17 protein-coding genes are annotated in these 16,912 nt (G+C 52.9%); 5 read left to right on the top strand and 12 right to left on the bottom strand.

The features are described from left to right. From WHS88_00965 to WHS88_00950, 4 genes are all read left to right on the top strand, one after another. Nucleotides 1–297, top strand: a 297-nt coding sequence (locus WHS88_00965; protein ID MEJ5258744.1) for a hypothetical protein, incomplete at its 5' end; no start/stop codon positions are given. Between the two features lie 394 nt (nucleotides 298–691). Beyond that, nucleotides 692–1,942: a hypothetical protein gene (locus WHS88_00960; protein MEJ5258743.1), complete on the top strand. Its 1,251-nt coding sequence runs from the start codon at nucleotides 692–694 to the stop codon at nucleotides 1,940–1,942. A gap of 105 nt (nucleotides 1,943–2,047) precedes the next feature. Beyond that, nucleotides 2,048–3,394, top strand: a complete 1,347-nt coding sequence (locus tag WHS88_00955; GenBank protein MEJ5258742.1) for a cysteine peptidase family C39 domain-containing protein — start codon at nucleotides 2,048–2,050, stop codon at nucleotides 3,392–3,394. 851 nt (nucleotides 3,395–4,245) lie between these two features. Continuing rightward, entirely contained in the window at nucleotides 4,246–4,725 is a 480-nt protein-coding gene (locus tag WHS88_00950; GenBank protein ID MEJ5258741.1) for a hypothetical protein, read from the top strand. Between the two features lie 39 nt (nucleotides 4,726–4,764). Here the strand turns inward: WHS88_00950 and WHS88_00945 are convergent, their stop codons facing one another. The 4 genes from WHS88_00945 to WHS88_00930 all read right to left on the bottom strand — a co-directional run bounded on the left by WHS88_00945 (nucleotide 4,765) and on the right by WHS88_00930 (nucleotide 8,454). Further along, a complete protein-coding gene (locus WHS88_00945) occupies nucleotides 4,765–6,438 on the bottom strand; it encodes a S8 family serine peptidase (protein ID MEJ5258740.1) in 1,674 nt (557 codons plus the stop codon). 77 nt (nucleotides 6,439–6,515) lie between these two features. Further along, nucleotides 6,516–6,893 (bottom strand): hypothetical protein, encoded by a 378-nt coding sequence (locus WHS88_00940; GenBank protein ID MEJ5258739.1) that lies wholly within the window; start codon nucleotides 6,891–6,893, stop codon nucleotides 6,516–6,518. Nucleotides 6,894–6,939: 46 nt separating this feature from the next. After that, nucleotides 6,940–7,488: a transcription termination/antitermination NusG family protein gene (locus tag WHS88_00935; protein ID MEJ5258738.1), complete on the bottom strand. Its 549-nt coding sequence runs from the start codon at nucleotides 7,486–7,488 to the stop codon at nucleotides 6,940–6,942. A gap of 21 nt (nucleotides 7,489–7,509) precedes the next feature. Beyond that, nucleotides 7,510–8,454, bottom strand: coding sequence for a type I phosphomannose isomerase catalytic subunit (locus WHS88_00930; protein MEJ5258737.1), 945 nt, complete (start codon nucleotides 8,452–8,454; stop codon nucleotides 7,510–7,512). A 251-nt stretch (nucleotides 8,455–8,705) separates the two neighbouring features. Here WHS88_00930 and WHS88_00925 point away from each other — a divergent pair, with 251 nt between their 5' ends. Beyond that, nucleotides 8,706–11,468 carry a PAS domain S-box protein gene (locus WHS88_00925; protein ID MEJ5258736.1) on the top strand — a complete coding sequence of 921 codons (2,763 nt, stop codon included), beginning with the start codon at nucleotides 8,706–8,708 and terminating at the stop codon, nucleotides 11,466–11,468. A gap of 77 nt (nucleotides 11,469–11,545) precedes the next feature. On the opposite strand, the gene WHS88_00920 is transcribed toward WHS88_00925, so the two are convergent. From WHS88_00920 to WHS88_00885, 8 genes are all read right to left on the bottom strand, one after another. Beyond that, nucleotides 11,546–12,472, bottom strand: a complete 927-nt coding sequence (locus WHS88_00920) for an N-acetylmuramoyl-L-alanine amidase (protein ID MEJ5258735.1) — start codon at nucleotides 12,470–12,472, stop codon at nucleotides 11,546–11,548. Nucleotides 12,473–12,653: 181 nt separating this feature from the next. Beyond that, nucleotides 12,654–12,836: a TIGR03769 domain-containing protein gene (locus tag WHS88_00915; protein MEJ5258734.1), complete on the bottom strand. Its 183-nt coding sequence runs from the start codon at nucleotides 12,834–12,836 to the stop codon at nucleotides 12,654–12,656. Further along, entirely contained in the window at nucleotides 12,796–13,374 is a 579-nt protein-coding gene (locus WHS88_00910; GenBank protein ID MEJ5258733.1) for a choice-of-anchor M domain-containing protein, read from the bottom strand. Before WHS88_00910 ends, WHS88_00915 begins: the two co-directional genes overlap by 41 nt. Before the next feature lie 54 nt (nucleotides 13,375–13,428). Then, nucleotides 13,429–14,379 carry a choice-of-anchor M domain-containing protein gene (locus WHS88_00905; GenBank protein MEJ5258732.1) on the bottom strand — a complete coding sequence of 317 codons (951 nt, stop codon included), beginning with the start codon at nucleotides 14,377–14,379 and terminating at the stop codon, nucleotides 13,429–13,431. 39 nt (nucleotides 14,380–14,418) lie between these two features. After that, complete coding sequence (locus WHS88_00900) at nucleotides 14,419–15,132, bottom strand: prepilin-type N-terminal cleavage/methylation domain-containing protein (protein MEJ5258731.1); 714 nt, start codon at nucleotides 15,130–15,132, stop codon at nucleotides 14,419–14,421. Between the two features lie 163 nt (nucleotides 15,133–15,295). Further along, nucleotides 15,296–15,616, bottom strand: a complete 321-nt coding sequence (locus WHS88_00895) for a hypothetical protein (GenBank protein MEJ5258730.1) — start codon at nucleotides 15,614–15,616, stop codon at nucleotides 15,296–15,298. Then, the gene (locus WHS88_00890) at nucleotides 15,609–16,052 is read right to left on the bottom strand and encodes a Fur family transcriptional regulator (protein MEJ5258729.1); all 444 of its coding nucleotides are present in this window, start codon (nucleotides 16,050–16,052) and stop codon (nucleotides 15,609–15,611) included. Before WHS88_00890 ends, WHS88_00895 begins: the two co-directional genes overlap by 8 nt. Further along, nucleotides 16,049–16,813 (bottom strand): hypothetical protein, encoded by a 765-nt coding sequence (locus WHS88_00885; GenBank protein MEJ5258728.1) that lies wholly within the window; start codon nucleotides 16,811–16,813, stop codon nucleotides 16,049–16,051. The genes WHS88_00890 and WHS88_00885 overlap by 4 nt, the downstream gene beginning before the upstream one ends. Nucleotides 16,814–16,912: the final 99 nt, after the last annotated feature.

Raw genomic sequence — 16,912 nt, 5'->3', positions numbered from 1 at the left:
GCTGCTGCAATCAGGAAAACCGCCGATGCTGCGACGGAATCACCTGCTATAATCCAAACGAAAGAACCTGCTGCAATTACGGGACAGGGAAAACATGTCCGAACAATAAAGTCTGTTGCGGAGCGAATAATCCTTGTTGTGACAAAGGCGGCTGTTGTGAGGATAAAACCTGTTATGATCCGAATGAAAGGCAATGTTGCTATTGCAATACAGGGCTTACCTGCCGTAAGCACTGTTGCGACAGCTGGATGTGTCAGAGATGCGATTGCGAAAGCGGAACATGCAAACCGGCTTTAGTGAAAGCCGCCAGTTATGAACAGCTTGGACAATGTCAAGGGACGATTGTTGTTGACCCAGGGTATCTTCCTGTCTCAAATGGCTGCGGCCCAAACGGATGGAAAGAAGCATTTATCCCTGACAATCCTTTCGGTTTACAGTTTGGCTCCTGCTGTACTGTCCATGATGAGTGTTATGGAACCTGTCTGAAAACTCAGAGAATGTGTGATGGTGATTTTGGAAGCTGTTTGCATGGAGTATGTAATGAAGTACCGCCTGACCAACGTGAACTGTGCGGGCTCCTTGCGGAAGCATATCATCAATTCGTTGTAGAATATGGGGCATCCAGATGGCAGGAAGGCCAAGTAGCCGGCTGTGCCTGCTGCGGGACTTTTCCAGAGCAATAGGAGAAACTATGAGAAATAAAAGCAAAATTTTTCTCTTTTTGGCGGTTTTCACTTGGGTATCTTTGCCGGCTCAAAGCCGGATTAGCTTTTCCGAAAGCGAATTGACGGAAATCTGTCAAGACTACTATATTGTGTCTTCATGTCCGGATGCTACCCAAAAAGCAATATACATCTTGGCAGCCTCTTCCGCAACGGGTGCTTCTGACCAGTCTGAACTGACAGATTTGTACTTGTATAAGATAGGGAAAACCGGAACTCTCCTGCAAAAAATTCGTCTTGTGCCGGAGCAGAACAACAGCATTGATTACAGGTTGAGTAAGGGGCCGATGCTTGCTTTTCCTCAGGGACCTCTGCTGGCTCTGAATGATCCAGGGAAAACACGATTGGAAACGCTGAGGTATCCGTTGATAAAACAAAAAGACAAAGATCCCAATCTGCTTGTTTTAGCAACCTTGGAGAAGCCCTATGTGCTCGATGCGTTCCGTCACAAAAGCAAAGTTCTTAGGATAAATGATACGTCCTGTTTTCTATTGGCCTACAATAAAGAAACAAATCAGGAGTTTTTTTTGGAGTTTGAGCGATACGGGAGTCTATTGAAGGAAATCTTTCTGGAAAATAATCTGGACATCTGGGATTACGAAAAGATTCGCGAAGATCAAATCATTTATATCGGCGGAAAAGTAAAAACTATTGATAGCAGACGGCAGCAGTGGGAATACCAGACGGGAGTGTTTGATGTTGACAAAGGATGCCAAGTCTTCTCCGATCTTTTCCATTCAGAGTTTTACGAAGTTGACACGAGTGTTTCCCCAAAAAGTTTTTTTCCTAAAATCATAAAGTGGGCGGATGATTCCTTTTGGTGTATTTATACCTCTCCGGCTAAAGAGGATTCTGTGGTGTTCAGGGCGAGGTGTTATGATGGCCAATTTTCTTATGTCGGCGAAAAAGAGCTATTTGAGATTCAGTGCGGCTCTCCAAACAAATTACCCCCCCTGAATCTTTTGGATGCGGCTCTTCTCGGAAAGAACCATCTTGTTATACTTGTATATACAAAGGGCCGGCTTGCCTTTTGGGTATTGGACAAAAATGGGCGTTTAGAAATGTCAAAGAGTCCTTGGAAAAGTCCGAAGCTGTTTTCTCTTTATGGTTTTGTACCCATAGAAAACTCTGTGGTGGCTTTTGGAAGAGAATGGGATTCCCTGAAGGACTCATTGATAAAACGAAAAATCTACTGCCTGAACCTCCAGGAACAGGAATAAGGAAGGAGAACGATTTAGGCGATTCGGAGCCGCAAGAGAAAAAAATCAAACCTTGCTGTTCGAATTGGCAAGCAATCAAATCTTATCTGCAGGAACAGGGGGGCGTTGTATGCGGCGATGCGGCTGGGAAAGGACAGCCGAGTAACGGAGATTGTCGAGCGAATTCTAAAGGAATACCGGCCGGAGGAAAAATGCGGCTATTCGGTCTTTGTCATTGGGGAGGAATATTTTGTTGAGGCGGAAGAGGCGTATCAGGTCGGGAATATGCCCCGTGCAGAAGAACAGTATAAGAAGGCCGCCGCTGTTTGGGACATCAACCGCCTGATAACAGAGGACCCTAAACATCAGGCTTTGGCAACATATTATACAGGCAGAATTTTCCAGACCCTCGGAAAGTACGAAAAAGCCATTGCTTATTATCAGGAGACAAAAGAGAAATGGCCGACTTTTGAGAAAATGCAGTGGGTTGAACTGGGGCTGGCTGTGTGTTATCAGAAACTCGGACAGGACCGGCAGGCCGCAATTTTCTACAATCAGGCGGTTCTGAAGGATGTCTCTTCTGCGGCCGCTGTCCGAGAGGAGCCGGGTTTTCTGTCCGGTGATTCGTATTGCGGGGCCTATGCGGTCTGGCATCTGCTTCGGCACTATGGGAATCCTGTGCCGATTGAGACCCTTATCGAGCAAATGGGAATTCGTCAGAAGGGTTATTCGACTCTTCAGGATATTTCGGATGTGTTATTCCTTTTTGGGATTTCCACACAGGCCATGCAGATTCCGCCGGAGAAGGCTTCCGAAGTGAAGCTGCCGTTTGTGCAGTACCGGCTGCCGCCGAAAGAGGGCATGCTGGGACACTTTGTGCTGTGTATTCCCCAGCAGGAGCACGTGCTGATTCTGGACGGGCCGAAGGAGACGAGGTTGATTCCCTGCACGATGCTCCGTCAAGAACAGGAGGGAATCTGGGACGGGACGCTTCTGCTGATTCAGACCCAGCGGCAGGAGTATCTGGAAAGATTGCTGACGGAGCAAATTTCCTGGCAGGCCGCCGTCCATGCAGCGTATGTATGGTTCGTAAAAGAGGATGCAGATGTCTCCGAGATCGTTGAGGGAATTCAACGCTATTATGCTGAGTTATCGAGGCAGCAAATGCAGGCCATTCGCGGAGGAACTGTGAATTATGAATGTCAAAAACCAAAAGAAGGAAGGAGATGTTGGACGGCACCAACATGTCAAAGCAATAAAGATTGTTCTGTCGGTCAGCCTGTCTGTTCAGACGGCACATCGGAATACCTCTGTTTACCTACAAAAGCTTGGCGTTCCTGTGAGTATCTGACAGCACATAACTGTGGACCTAAAAAGACACTTTCGGGAAACTGCTTCAACGGCTCTTGCGTAATATGGCCGTATACTACCCTCAATGACTACTGCGGCACATGGATGCGTCGATGTAAATAAAAACCCGATTCAGAAAGGAAATAAAAATGTTGCGTCTTTTCTTAACTCTAACAATAAGCTCAGGAATATTAGGACTGAACATCCAGACCTCAGCAAACATCCTGACAGCTGATGAGTTATTTAAAACCGTATCGGCTGCACGGGGTCGAATCTTTTCTTTGAAGGTTTGCCTGGAACAAAAAGGCTACTATCCAAGGGAAGAGAAAACGGAGAATCCTGTTTTGATGTATCAACAGCAGATGGAATACTGCAAAAAAACGACTCAGGAGTATTGTCAGATCACCATCCAAACGTATGATTCCTCCGGCATACCCAGCAGAAACTTCAGAGAAACCTTTCTTTGGAAGAAAGGCAGAACAATTTTTTTCCGACAGGCGCCGGTTGAATCATCTGACATCGATGGCCGAATTGCTCCGGGAAAAATGGATTTTTCCGGCTGGATGTTGGCTACACCGGATGTCCTCCTGTGGGATGCTCCCTCTATGGAGCTCTGGGAACAATGGAGACAGGTAAGCAGAAACCGAGCGTCAGTAACGTATAATCAGAGAAAAGGAATTTATCTTTTAGAGTTTCCTTATACGGAAAAAGAAAAGCCTTTATTTCGATATACAATTGATCCATCCAAAGGATACATTCCGTTCATTCGGGAATGGATTGGACAACAGGGAGAGCTTCTTGGACGGAATGAATGCAGTGATTTCCGTATAATAAATGGTTTCTGGGTTCCATTTCGGCATAAGACTTATCTGCCGAATGGGAACCTTATTACAGAAACCGTCTTTCAGGAAGTATCTATTAACTCGGAGTCGGCCGATGAACCACTGAACGTGGAATTTCCGGAAGGGACTTTAGTGGATGACGAGATCTTAGGAATCCGGTATCGAGTCCAAAAGAAAGATTCATCACAAGCACCTGAGAAAAAAAGACCGGAAAGCCAGAGCATTTCTTTGCCGCCGGCGGCGACGGATGAGCAGCTGGCCGGGGCCGCCCAAAAGGCACAGCAGCTCCTGGCGCAGCAGACCCAGACCGCCGAGAAACAATCCCCCGTCATTTACCCCGAATACGTCTGGATTGAGCCGGGGCGAAAAGAGTATATCCTGACGGTGGAGATGGACAAGACAGCATCCGGGCCGGTTCTGGGCAGCCATCAGTTCGAGGGAGGCGGACTGGTGCTCCATAATCTCAAGGAGCAACTCTCCGACAAGGGGCAGATTCGGCTTACGATTGAACGGCCGGCGGATATGACCGGCTACGGGGAGGGAACGCTGGTTCTTGACCTGGCCGGGCAGAAGAAAACCATCTATCTGATCGCCCCGCCGCTATCACAATGACAATGCCACAGATTTGACAGCAATTCACAGAGAAGGAATTTACGGCAGGACATAGTAGCGGGGATCACCGGTTTTCCAATAGCCGGCCAGGATGTTCCAATCCCCCAAATCGATGAAGTCATCGGCCAGCAAATCGAGCCGCTCGCAACCGTCAAAGGGAATCCCGCAGGGATTCTGAAGCCAGGATTGCAGAAGGATTTCCAAGTCGGTCTTGTCCACAACGGAATCGAGATTCAAGTCGGCCGTCAGGGGTTCGAGGATTTCGTAAGCCAGTCCATATTCGGCCGACTCCGTCGAAGACTGATTGCGGATGCGGATGCGGTACGGCCCCGTCTGAGCAATCAGCAGGTCGGCTTTTTTGAGGTTGTCGAGCGTGCCTGTATCCGAAAAAACGGTTTGGCCGGCGGAGTCTTCAATGACCAAATCCAGGTTGGCCAGATAGCCGGTTAATTCTCCGCTGTCTATCAGATTGTTCCGGGGCGGTTTATCCTGCCAGCGCACACGCCGCTTCCACGTCAAAGTAAGAACCAGCCGGCTGCCGATGGGGATGGATGTGAGTGTGTAGGTGTGAACCTGTCCGGGCGAAAGCGATTGAAAAGCCCAGCCGCGCGGCTGAGATGTCTCCTGTCCGACGGTGAGTTTGGGGCTGCTCAAAATCGAAAAGGCGCGGGCGGCATCCAGCCGACCATAGCCGCGATGCGGATGCCAGAGCTGTCCGGCGGTTTCCTGTCCGGTTTTGTCTTTAATATTCGGAAAGGCGGAATTGACCAAAACGGCCTTGAGGACGACGCTGCGGCCGTCATCCGGTTCTGATGTGGTATCCGCATACTCCAGCAGGACAGCGGCGGCACCGGCGGTATGGGGGGCCGCCCAGCTGGTTTGGCCGCGTTCTGTCCCCTCACTCCTCCAGGCGGTATCCCCGCCGTCAGTCGGGACCCATAGGTTTTGTGCGGGGGCGGCGATTTCGGGTTTGCGCCGGCCGTCCAGCGTTGGGCCGGGATTGCTCGCCGAGCCGATGCGCCGATAGACATCCGGTTCGGTCGCAATCAGGCCCGCCGTTGTCAGACCGTTGAAAGCGGTGCCGAAAATCGTAATCGAGGAACTGTCATTGCCCGCAGCATTGGCAAAAAAGATATCATGGGTATAGGCGTAATAATCATACAGCAGGGTCAGCGGAAACGTCTGGTCATAGCTGGTATCCAGCTGGATGCCGGTCACGACGATTCGGCATTGACTGGAGCGGAAATAATCCAGCGATTTCTGAAACCACTGAAAATTCGTTGTGCGGTTGGGGTCGGTTTCAGAAACACGGCGGGTTACTTTGGCGCTGTAGATTTCCGCATCCGGGGCCATGCCTCGATGCTGAGGGAAGTTTTTCCCGCCGCGGGAAGCGACAATGCCCGCCAATGAGGTGTCGTGCCAGTAAGGTTCATAGGGCTGGAGGGTATCCGAGGTCGGGTCATACCAATAAGCATGTGAATTGCCTGTGGGATTGCCCTGCGTGTCCTTGTCAAAGAAGGCCTCGTGAGTTGTTCGGCAGTGCATTTGGGAAAGCACGCCGACACGCACCCCTTTGCCGGTATAGCCCATTTGGTGGAGGACTTTGATGTTGATTCCGTTTGGGTCGGCGGATTCGGCCAAAGGATAAGCGGTTCGGCAGACGAACAGACAAAAAAAGATACAAACTCCCGGAAAACTCCTTGATTTGTTCATCCCGCTCATTCTCCTCCGCCAATCCATTGTTCAGACAGGGGTATTATAGCAGAAAAAGCGGAACGAATCAACGCTGTTTACGAGACAGGCCAGCCGGCATAAAGAATCAGAATGCCAAGCAGGACCGCCGCCACCGCCCAGAGGCGGTAAAACCAAAGGGGACGGCTTCGGCACCACTGAAACCAGGCCTGGATTCGGTGAATCGGCAAGGAGGCAAACAGAACACTGCCGACCACGGTGAGAACTCCCAAAAGAATTACCACCAAGGGAATGCGGCATTCTCTGGCAAAAATCAAGAAAAGCACACCAACAATGATTTTCAGAACGACCGCTGCATAGGCCCGGCGTCCTTCGGCCAAAAAGCCCACAAGCGCCTTGTGCCAAAGGGGCTGAACGACAACCACCAAGCCCCAGACCGCCGTCAGAAGGCCGATTAGACTGACGCTGTATTCCATCAGGCACCTCCGTTTCAGAAGGTCAAAAGGAAATACCGGAAGCAGTTTACTCGATTTGTTCGACCATATCCATATCAATTTCGACACTGGCGGCCTGGCCGAGCATTTGCACCTGAAGAACCAGTTTGGCCTTGCGCGGGGTCTGGACAATCAGCCCCTCGACCCCCATTAACGGGCCTGCAATGACTCGACAGCGCTGGCCGACCTGCAGATATTCGTGCGGAACGACCGTCTGGCCGGCTTTCAGAACCTTTTCAATCGGCAGCAGCTCCTGAATCAGCTGCATCTGATTGCGCACTGTGAGAACAGCAGCGGCACGGTTGGTTTTGAGAACTTCCAGGCGGTCCTGGTCTGTTCCGCAGAAAAACAAATAGCCCGGAAAGACCGGCATCAGCGACCGCATCGTCCGACCGGTTCTTCGGCTGACTTTCCAGGACATCGGCAGAAAATAAGAAATCTCTTTCTGAATCAGCTGCCAGGCAAGGGCCTTTTCATTGCGGCTTTTGGTATGGGCGACCCACCAGACGCCGTCAAAAGAACCGATCGACTGTCCCTCAGGCCAGACAATCGGGGGATTATCGCTTTTCTTCAGCATGAATGTTTTCTCCCTCTTTTCTTACACAGAAGCGGTCAGATATTCCGTTTCCTCCTGAAACAGGACAAACCCCTCGACGCCGGCGGGAATCAAAACCGTATCTCCCTTTCGGAAAGCAATCGGGTCAAAATGAGGCCCCTGAATCACCCCGGAACCGCTTAAAAACAGGACGGCTTTGGGAATGGGGGATTCGAGGAGGAGCTCGCCATGGGGCATTTGATGCCCCTTATCGAGTTTAAACTCCGCCGCATCCACCAGCCGGCCGACTGTAGTCACGGGAAGCTTGTCGGCGGACAGCCCAAAATGAATGCTTTCGAGGGCCTGTTCGATATGCAGGGCTCTGGGCTTGCCGGTCGATGGGTCGAGGCGGTTCCAGTCAAAAACCCGATAGGTGGTATCGGAGGGCTGCTGGATTTCGGCGATGACCAGACCAGCGCCGATGGCGTGCGGGGTTCCACTGGGCAGAAAATGGCACTGGCCGGGTTTCACCGGGACAGCCACCAGATACTCCGCACAGGTCCCCTCGGCAATGGCCCGAGCGAACTGTTCTCGAGTCGTGCCGGGCTTGAGCCCCTTGTAAATAATACCGTCTGCCGGAGCATCCAGAATATACCAGCATTCGGTTTTGGGCTGCCCTGTCCCCAACCGGCGGCAGGTCGGCTCATCCGGGTGGACCTGAACGCTGAGAACCTCACGGGCATCCAGCAGTTTTATCAGCAGCGGAAACGGACCGGGACGTCCTGTCTCGAGGGCCCGCCCAAATGAATGAACGGCCCGGTCGATGGCCTGTCCGGCCAGCGGACCGTTGGCAATCACGGACTTATCCTCCGGCAAATCCGCCAATTCCCAGCTTTCCCCAATGGGCTTTCCGGCAGGCAGGTCTTTTCCGAACAAGTCCCGCAGACGCTGACCGCCCCAGATGCGTTCTTTAAAAATCGGTTTCAATTTTAATGGATAGGGATTCATAGGAATCGACTGTACAATAAACCCTTTCTGTTGTCCAGTTAGAGGAATCAGAATCTTTTTCGGCCGGTATCTGCCCGGCCGCTGAGTCTGCAGCAAGTCCTATAAACGGCCGTTTGGGACATTTCCATTAAGGACCGAAGGCCTTTTCAGCACAAAATCAACGGTTTTATCGGACAAGAGAATTCGCCCTCTTTTTTTGATGAATTGGAAAAAAGCTCCGGTCGAAAGACCAAAAGCGGATACGGTGCCAAATGACGAAGAAAGGATTACAATCCGGTTTTCGACGGAGTGTCTATTCCCGCCGCACACCTGCGGTCGTGCTCCTGTTTTTTGTGCTGGCCCTGCTGGGAATGGCAGCCGGAACGGGTGTCGTTTGGACAGCAAGCCGTTCGTTCGGGCATTCTTTCTCGCTGGACCGGCTTCCGCCTGCCTCGATGGTTCCATGGCTAATTCTGGCTAACTCTATCGGGATTGTCTTTTTTTGGCTCATCGCCTTGAGCGTCATCTATCGCATCCGCCGGAAAAAGCGGCGTCTGCTGCTGTCGGTCGAGCAGGACCTGCTGAGCCGAATCATCGATGATTTGTCCGTCCCGATGTTTGTGGTGAACCAAAACCACGTTGTGACGCACTGGAACCGGGCTTGTGAAAAACTGACCGGCATCCGCGCCGGCCGAATTCTCGGCACACAGCGTCACGGACAATACCTCGGCGATGAAAAGGGCTGGACTTTGGCGGACTGGATTCTTCGAGAAGCCACTGCGGAAGAAATCCAGGCCGTTTATGGCCCCTCATTCAAGAGCAGCGATGTGCTGAAAGGAGCTTACGAAGCGGAGCGGTTTTTCCCGCATCTGGGCTCTTCCGGCAAGTGGCTGGCTCTTACGGCCGGACCGCTTCGCGACTCGCAGGGCACCCTGACAGGTGCTGTTCAGACCCTTCAGGACATCACCCGGGCCAAACAGCACGAGCATCATCTGCAAGACGCCCTGCATACGGTGGAAAAACTTTTCCAGCGGGCTCCGGTCGGTCTGTTTGTCGTGGACAAGACCCGCACCATCCGGCGTGCCAACAGCGCCGCTCTTCAGATTTTGGGAAAGCAAGCTGAGGAAATCGTCGGCAAAACCTGCTGCGGGATTCTCTGCGGTCATAATCACCCGTCCTGCCCTGTTCTCCACGAGGGACATACCTTTGAAGGAGAAAAAGTATCTTTGGTCGGTCTCGGCGGCAGAACGATAACCATTCTGAAAAATGCCTTTCCCATCACCCTCGAAGGCCAGGAGGTGCTGATTGAGGCCTTCATTGACATTACGGAAATCGAAAAGGCCCAGGAGGCCATTCGGCGGGAATCGGCCAAGCTGTCTGCCATGATTGCCGGGATGCAGGAAGGCGTTGTTTTTGCCGATGCTGAAGACACCATCGTGGAAGTCAATCCCTACTTCCTGAAACTGGTCAACAAGAGCCGAGAGGACCTGCTCGGCAAAAAAATAGCGGATGTTCATCCGCTTCAGATTCAGGCCCGAATCAAACAGATGATTCGCACATTCCGGGATACTCCCCACAGTGAGCCGGTGATGATTCGGCGGGAAATATTCGGACGAATGATGGAAATGCGGATTCAGCCGATTTACGGCTGCGACGGGCTTTATATGGGGATTCTGGCCAACCTGATTGACGTAACCGAGCTGGTCCGCGCCAAAGAAGCGGCCGAAAGCGCCAACAAAATCAAAAGCCAGTTCCTGGCGAATATGAGCCACGAAATCCGCACCCCGATGAATGCGGTTCTGGGCTTCTGCGAACTGCTGGCCGCCACAAATCTGGATGAAGAACAGAAAGATTACGTGACTGTCATCAGCAACAGCGGGCGAAATCTCCTGCAAATCATCAATGACATCCTCGATTTTACGAAAATCGAAGCAGGCAAACTGACCATTGATAAAACCCAGTTTGCGCTTGAGCCGTTTCTCTGTCATATCGAGCAGATGATGAAGCCGATTGCGGCCAAAAAAGGACTCGACTTTGAATTCTTCAAGGGCGACAATCTGCCCGAAATTGTTGAAACAGACCCCATCCGGCTCAATCAGTGTCTGATTAACCTGATTGGAAACGCCATCAAATTTACGGAATCCGGATATGTGCATGTGACTGTCAGCTGGGAGGAGCGTCCCGGAGAAGACGGGCGTTTGTGCATCGACATCGAAGACACGGGCATCGGAATTCCCAAGGAAAAGCAGAAACTGATATTTGAGTCGTTCACGCAGGCCGACGCCTCCACCACACGGAAATTCGGCGGAACAGGTCTGGGGCTGTCCATTACCCAGAAGCTGATTCATCTGATGGGCGGAGAACTCTTCCTCCACAGCCAGCAGGGTCAGGGTTCTGTCTTTACGGTCGTTCTGCCGGTCCGTTTGACCAATGCGCCGTTCCAGAAAGAGCTGGACTTCAGCGCCGATACCCGGATGCCGGAGTATTCCGCCGGAATTCGCAGCGATCAGGTCTGGAGCAGTCAAACCGAAGACGCCCTCCAGCCGGCGCGGATTCTTGTGGCCGAAGACAGCCGAGCCAACCAGATCTTTCTGAAAAAACTGCTTGAGCGGTACGGGTTTGAGGTCACCCTGACCGCCAACGGCAAGGAAACGGTCCGGATGGCAATGCGAAAAGAATATGATTTAATCCTGATGGATATGGAAATGCCGGTGATGACGGGGTATCAGGCCGCAGGCATCCTTCGCAAACAGCAGATTAAGACACCGATTGTTGCCCTGACCGCCAATGCGCTCCAGGGTGATCGGGAAAAATGCCTGGCCGCCGGCTGCGACGATTACCTTTCCAAACCCGTCAAAGCGGAAGAACTGGCCCGGATTCTCGAAAAATATCTGTCCCGCCGCGTCAAGGAACTGAAAGAGCAGACAGACAATCTTCGCAGCCAGGCCGAAGACCTCGCCCGGCAGGCGACCCAGTCTGTCCGGAAAGACCGGCCGTCCTCTTCTGCTGCTTCTCCACAAAGCGGTCAGGACTGAGCCGGGCAGAGACCTGTCCTGTTTTTTTCTGAAGCACCCCTATTCAGTAAACCGCCGGAAGGGGCAGTGCTCTGTCTCTATAAGGCCTCGAGGATGGCCTGAGCGATGGCCGAGGCGAGGCGGTTCTGGAATTCGCCGTCATACAGAATCGCCGCTTCCGACGGATTGGAGATATAGCCGCATTCAATTAAGACCGCCGGGCCGTTGGTTCGAACCAGAACACGGTAATCGTTGGTCCGCAGGCCGTTGCTGGTCAGGCCCGTCTGAGCCAGATACCGTTCAAGCAGCCGCCCGGCCCGCCGCGATTTCTCCGAAGCATTAGGAGAAATATAAACCGTAAACCCTCGATGAGCCCGGTTGGTATGGGAATTGTGGTGAATACTGACAAACAAATCGGCGCCGGCCCGATTGGCAATCTCGGCCCGTTCATTCAATTCAATGAATGTGTCGTTATTGCGTGTCATGATAACGTTGACCCCCTGCTTTTTCAGGAGCCAGGCAACTTTCTGAGCAACTTTTAAATTGACTTCTTTTTCATAATATCCCAGATAACTGATGGCCCCCGGGTCTTTTCCGCCGTGACCGGGGTCAATCACAACGGTCTGCCCGCCGCTGGGCCGCGAAGGAGTCGAGGGATATTGGGGCAGCGGCTTAACCGGGGCCGCCGTTTTCAGATATGCGCGAATCTGGGGCACGAGCATCTGAGAAACATAAATCGTCTGGCCTTCGTAAATCACTGTGCCGGTTTGGCCGATATTCTGCCCATTGACATAAATACTGCCGCCAGGGTGGGTAAAGATGACAACGCGGTTGGCGGCGTTGGTCAATTCAACATAGCGGCCGGCTGTAAAGGACACATGCAGGCCCAGCCGAGCCGCCAGCTGCTCGACGGAAATCATGTAAGGAGGCGCCGAAGGAGCTGCCGGTTTCGGGGGCGCCTGACAGCCGCTCAGAATGAGCCCTAAGACACAAAGACCAACGATTCCAACCCAAATTCTCGGCATAGCAAATCCGTTATATGACTGTTTCCAGAAAATCACTTACGAATCTAATCGGTTGACCCCGTCATCCGGCTTCAAATATTCGGTTGTGTATCGGTCAGGCATGGAGATGTCAACGAAAAACACAAGAAAAAAGGCCGCTGGACACAGCGGCCTTTTTCGAATATGCAAATAGAAGGCTTTGTTATCGTCTGCGCACAGCCGACAGCGTACCGACCGCCAAAAGCAGCAGCGAAATCGGTTCGGGAACGACCCGGAATGAAAAGACCGCCGAAGCGGAAACAGGGGTTTGGTCCGCCAAAAGCGCCTCCGCCGTCCATTCGATTTCATACAGGCCCGGAGCCGAAAATCCCCAATTGTAAGCCATGCAGACCCGCCGGCAAAGTCAGCTCATTGGCCGATGCCGGGTCAAACGTGGAGATGTACACTACCGGCATCCCAAAAGCATCCATCTGCCACAAGCTGAAGTGTCCCGGGCCGTTCACGGAAGAAGCCCTAAGGGTAACAGTGTCATTCAGCAATACTCCCAGCGGAATCTCTTCTGTGCCCAATCCGAGGAAGGGAATCTCATCATGGTCGCCTTCATCGTGATGATGATGCTGTGGAAGAACCCAAACAGGCATGCCCGCGCCTGTGCCGGTAAAGCCCCATTCGGAACCGTCAGGCCGGAGTACTGCCGCATGGTCCGGCACAACAATCAAAATGTCATCCGGCTCAAATTCCCCCGATACGCCGGGGATTCCTCCGATCCAGGCGCTTTCGGCATGAAAATGAAACTCCAGTTCGCCGTCGTAAAACCCCAGCCCAATATCGGCATGGCCGGACGTGTACGAAAGGGCTCCGTGTGCATGTGAAAAAACCAACATCATTCCTGCATACAAGAAACAATTCATCCAACGTTTCATGGTTTATTCCTCTTCTGTGAGTAGGGTTTTTGTTTTTTTACACATACAGTTTTTTTACAGACACTCAGACGGAAAAGGGCTCCCGCAGAAAAGCCACTGGTCGGCCAGGATAGAAAGGTCGGCCGGCTCAACCCGTCCGGACTGATTCAAATCGGCCCCGCCGCAGCTGTTGGGGTCTGCACAGCCGCTTTGCAGCCAATGGGCGGCGATGACGGCGGCATCCGAGAGATTGACCCGACAGTCGCCGGTCAAATCCGCCGTCAAGTCCGAGGAGCACTGATAAAAAGTGCTCAGCTGCAAATCGACTTCGTAAAGGCCGGGTTTTGTGAATCCCCAGTTCAGATGAGTATGGGCGCCGGCCTGATAATAATACACATCCTGCTCGGTAATCCCGCCGTCATACGTGGAGAAAAAAACCCGCGGCTGTCCGAAGGAGCCGGTCTGCCAAAGAGAAAAATGGCTCCCCTGCGGCCTGCGGACGTCCAGCAGCCGGACCCGAAGCCAGCGGGCGGGCGTATCAGCCCTTCCGGCATCCTGCGGATTCCACAGACAAAGCCCGCTGAGCACATCCGCGGTCATCTGTCCGGAATTGAACCCCAGCCAGAGCACGCCGCTCAGATAGTTCTGCGGGAGGACCCAGATGGTTTGACCGGGGGAGGCGCCGAGAAAGGCAAAAGCCGGCGAGGCGGGCATGGTCATCCGAGCCAGCGGATTGACAAAAAGCAGAGCCCGCTGCGGCGGGATTCGGCGTGCTCCGCCGCCCGGCAGGTCATTCGGCGAAACGGCGAAATCCCATCTGCACAGGCCTTCGCCGCACAGGTACGGTGTGCTCAAATCCGTATGGAAGCCGTCGATGACCTCCATCTGGTTGGGGTCCGGAAAGGCCGTTTCCACTCCGAAATAAAACGTAACAACCGGGCTGTCCATCCGCACACAGTGCGTCCCGGCCGCCTGGACCGCCAGACTCAGCCATCCGGCAATCATCAGACCTGTATAACTGTTCATATGTACCGTCCTTTCCTGATTCCAGAACAACCTGACGCGCTATTCCGGCGGTTTGGCAAAATCGATGCCGGCCTGCGCCATTTGATGAAGCTGTGCGGCTGAAATCGTCTCCACATGCGCATCTGCAAACAGAAAATTGGCCGAACCCCGTGTATAGTCGGGCAATGAAGAGCCGGTCCGATGACGGTCGGGCTGAATATCCCGACAGATGCGGTCCCACGCCCGCCCGTCCTGTACTGAAAACCACTGCCGACTGTGCGTATGATCGGAGGTGATGCTGACGGCGGCCTGGTCAGAGATTTCAAAGACCGTCATGGTTTTGGAGGCCAGTTTGAGCTGATACAGATTGGTGTAGGACTTCAGCGGACGTCCGAAAGGGTCCGCATAGTCCACAGCTACGTACTCATTGAGGACGTAGGAACTGAGATGCTCACGCAGACGCTCCGTCCGTTTGGCATCCGCCGGACAAATCCGCACGGCATCGACCTCCTGAAGAAAACCGGCCAGCGTGTAAATCCAGCTTTTGTCCGCCGTCTGACCATGCGTCGTTTCCGGGAAACGTCCCCGATTGGCCTGCGCGTAAAGAATGACGGCCGTTCCAATCTGGTGCAGATTCGAAGCGCAGGACAATCGCCCCGCCAGCATCCGGGCGGCACGCAGCCCCGGTAAAAGCAGAGAAATCAGCAAGGCCAACACCGCCATTACCGCCAGCAGTTCAAGCAGCGAAAAGGCGCTCCGGCTTCGTTTGCGCATACGTAACTCATCCGCCGAACCAGATTCGTTTTGAAACCGATAAAAAAGAAAGACCTGTAAATCCCCTGCCGAAAAGTCCCAGACTGACGACCGCCGAAAAGAGGGCAAGGCCGGGGTGAGAACTGTCGGCAGGTTTTGTGAAAAGGCCTGCGAAATGAAGGAATCAGGCCGGCGGACCGCGCCGGCTCAGACAGGACGGAACCGTTTGAAGAAGGAACCCGTCGTTTGCAAGGGAGAAAACATTCTGCAGGAATCGGATTCCGGAGAAAGCCGGGCCGCTTCCCGCCAGACAGGAAGCCAGATTGCAGAAGAAAATCTGACAGGTCCGGCAGGAGCGGCTTTCATGTTTCTGATGGGAAGGGTCGGACGGCCCGGCCGAACAGACATCGTGGGAGCACTGCCAGCGATGAAGGGCCATCAGTCCGCAGGACACAAGACCGATATGAATCACCAGGCAAAGCCAGGCCAGGCGGGTGCTATTCATCCCCGAATCCCTCCGTTCGGCAGTCCGGACAAATGCCCTCCAAACGAGTCTGCCGATGCAGCACAAGATATCCGTCCGGCAGATTCTGGACAGCAGGCACAACAGCCTGATAAAGGCAGACCGTCCGGCCGCAATCCCGACAGGTAAAATGAGGATGGCAATGATCGGGTTTGCAGTGATGGGCGAGTTCAAAATGCCGGATGCGGTCACGCAAATAGGCATTGTGAACAATATCGTGCTCAAGCAAAAGCAGCAAAGTCCGATAGACCGTGGCCTTATCCACAGATGCCGTCGACAGCCGCTCAAAAATCTGCTCACCGGTCAGCGGACTGTCCGCTTCCAACAGAACACAGAGAATCTCCAGACGCGGCCGGGTCTTCCGCAGCCCGCTTTCCTCCAGCAGTTGTGCAGCTTTTTGGAGGTGTTCTCCCATCATAAATGGCTCTGCGGGGACGAATCAGAGGGAGTCGGATTTTCTTTGCGGCCGCAAAGAATACACTGATGACCAATATGAGCCCCATCTGCACGAACAAACAAAAGCGGAAAGACAATGTCGCTGATGCAGCAGGGAAGCCAAACGGCAATAAAGAGGGCCAGAAACATTCCGACCAGCAGCGTGATACTCCAGTCGGCGTGTGTATTCATCAGCATATGACTGGACGAGGCCCAGGTGCTGACCAGAACATGAAGGGCATGCGGATATTTTGTTTTGGGAACAAAATAGGCAATCACAATCCCCAGAATGGCGGCGGGATTGACCAGCCACCACTCCTCGATAAAGCCCAGATGAAGCCGGGGTTTGTGGTCATGGTCGTGCTCGCCTGAACAAATACCGTCCTCGTGAACGTGTGCATGAACAGCGGCTTCCGTCGGGACCGCAGCCCCGAGAATGCTTTCCCCGAAGAACGGAATCACACTGTCGCTGATGGTGGCCACTCCGATGGACCCGAAATAGCCGATGGCCAGAATCAGAAGGAAATTTTTGGCTTTTCGATGCAGCTGGAAAAGGGCCGCCGTGACCATTGCACTCAGGAACACATGCAGCGGATGAAAAATCGAGAAAAGGACATGCCCGCCCTCCACTCCAAACCGGCGAAACAGGAGCATAAAGACAATCCCGGTAAGGGCACCAAAAATGGTAAAAGGAGAATGCTCCCTGAGTTCCCGGACGATTAAACGCAGCTTTTCGTACCTCATAGAACGTTCTCCTTGAAAAGTCTTTCTGAAACAGACAAAAGTTAAATAAAAAGATATCCTTTTTGCAAATGATTTGCAAGAAGAATTTTCAATTTTTTC

Source organism: Anaerohalosphaeraceae bacterium (genome assembly GCA_037479115.1).
GTDB lineage: Bacteria > Planctomycetota > Phycisphaerae > Sedimentisphaerales > Anaerohalosphaeraceae > JAHDQI01.
This window is presented reverse-complemented; position numbering and strand designations above follow the sequence as displayed.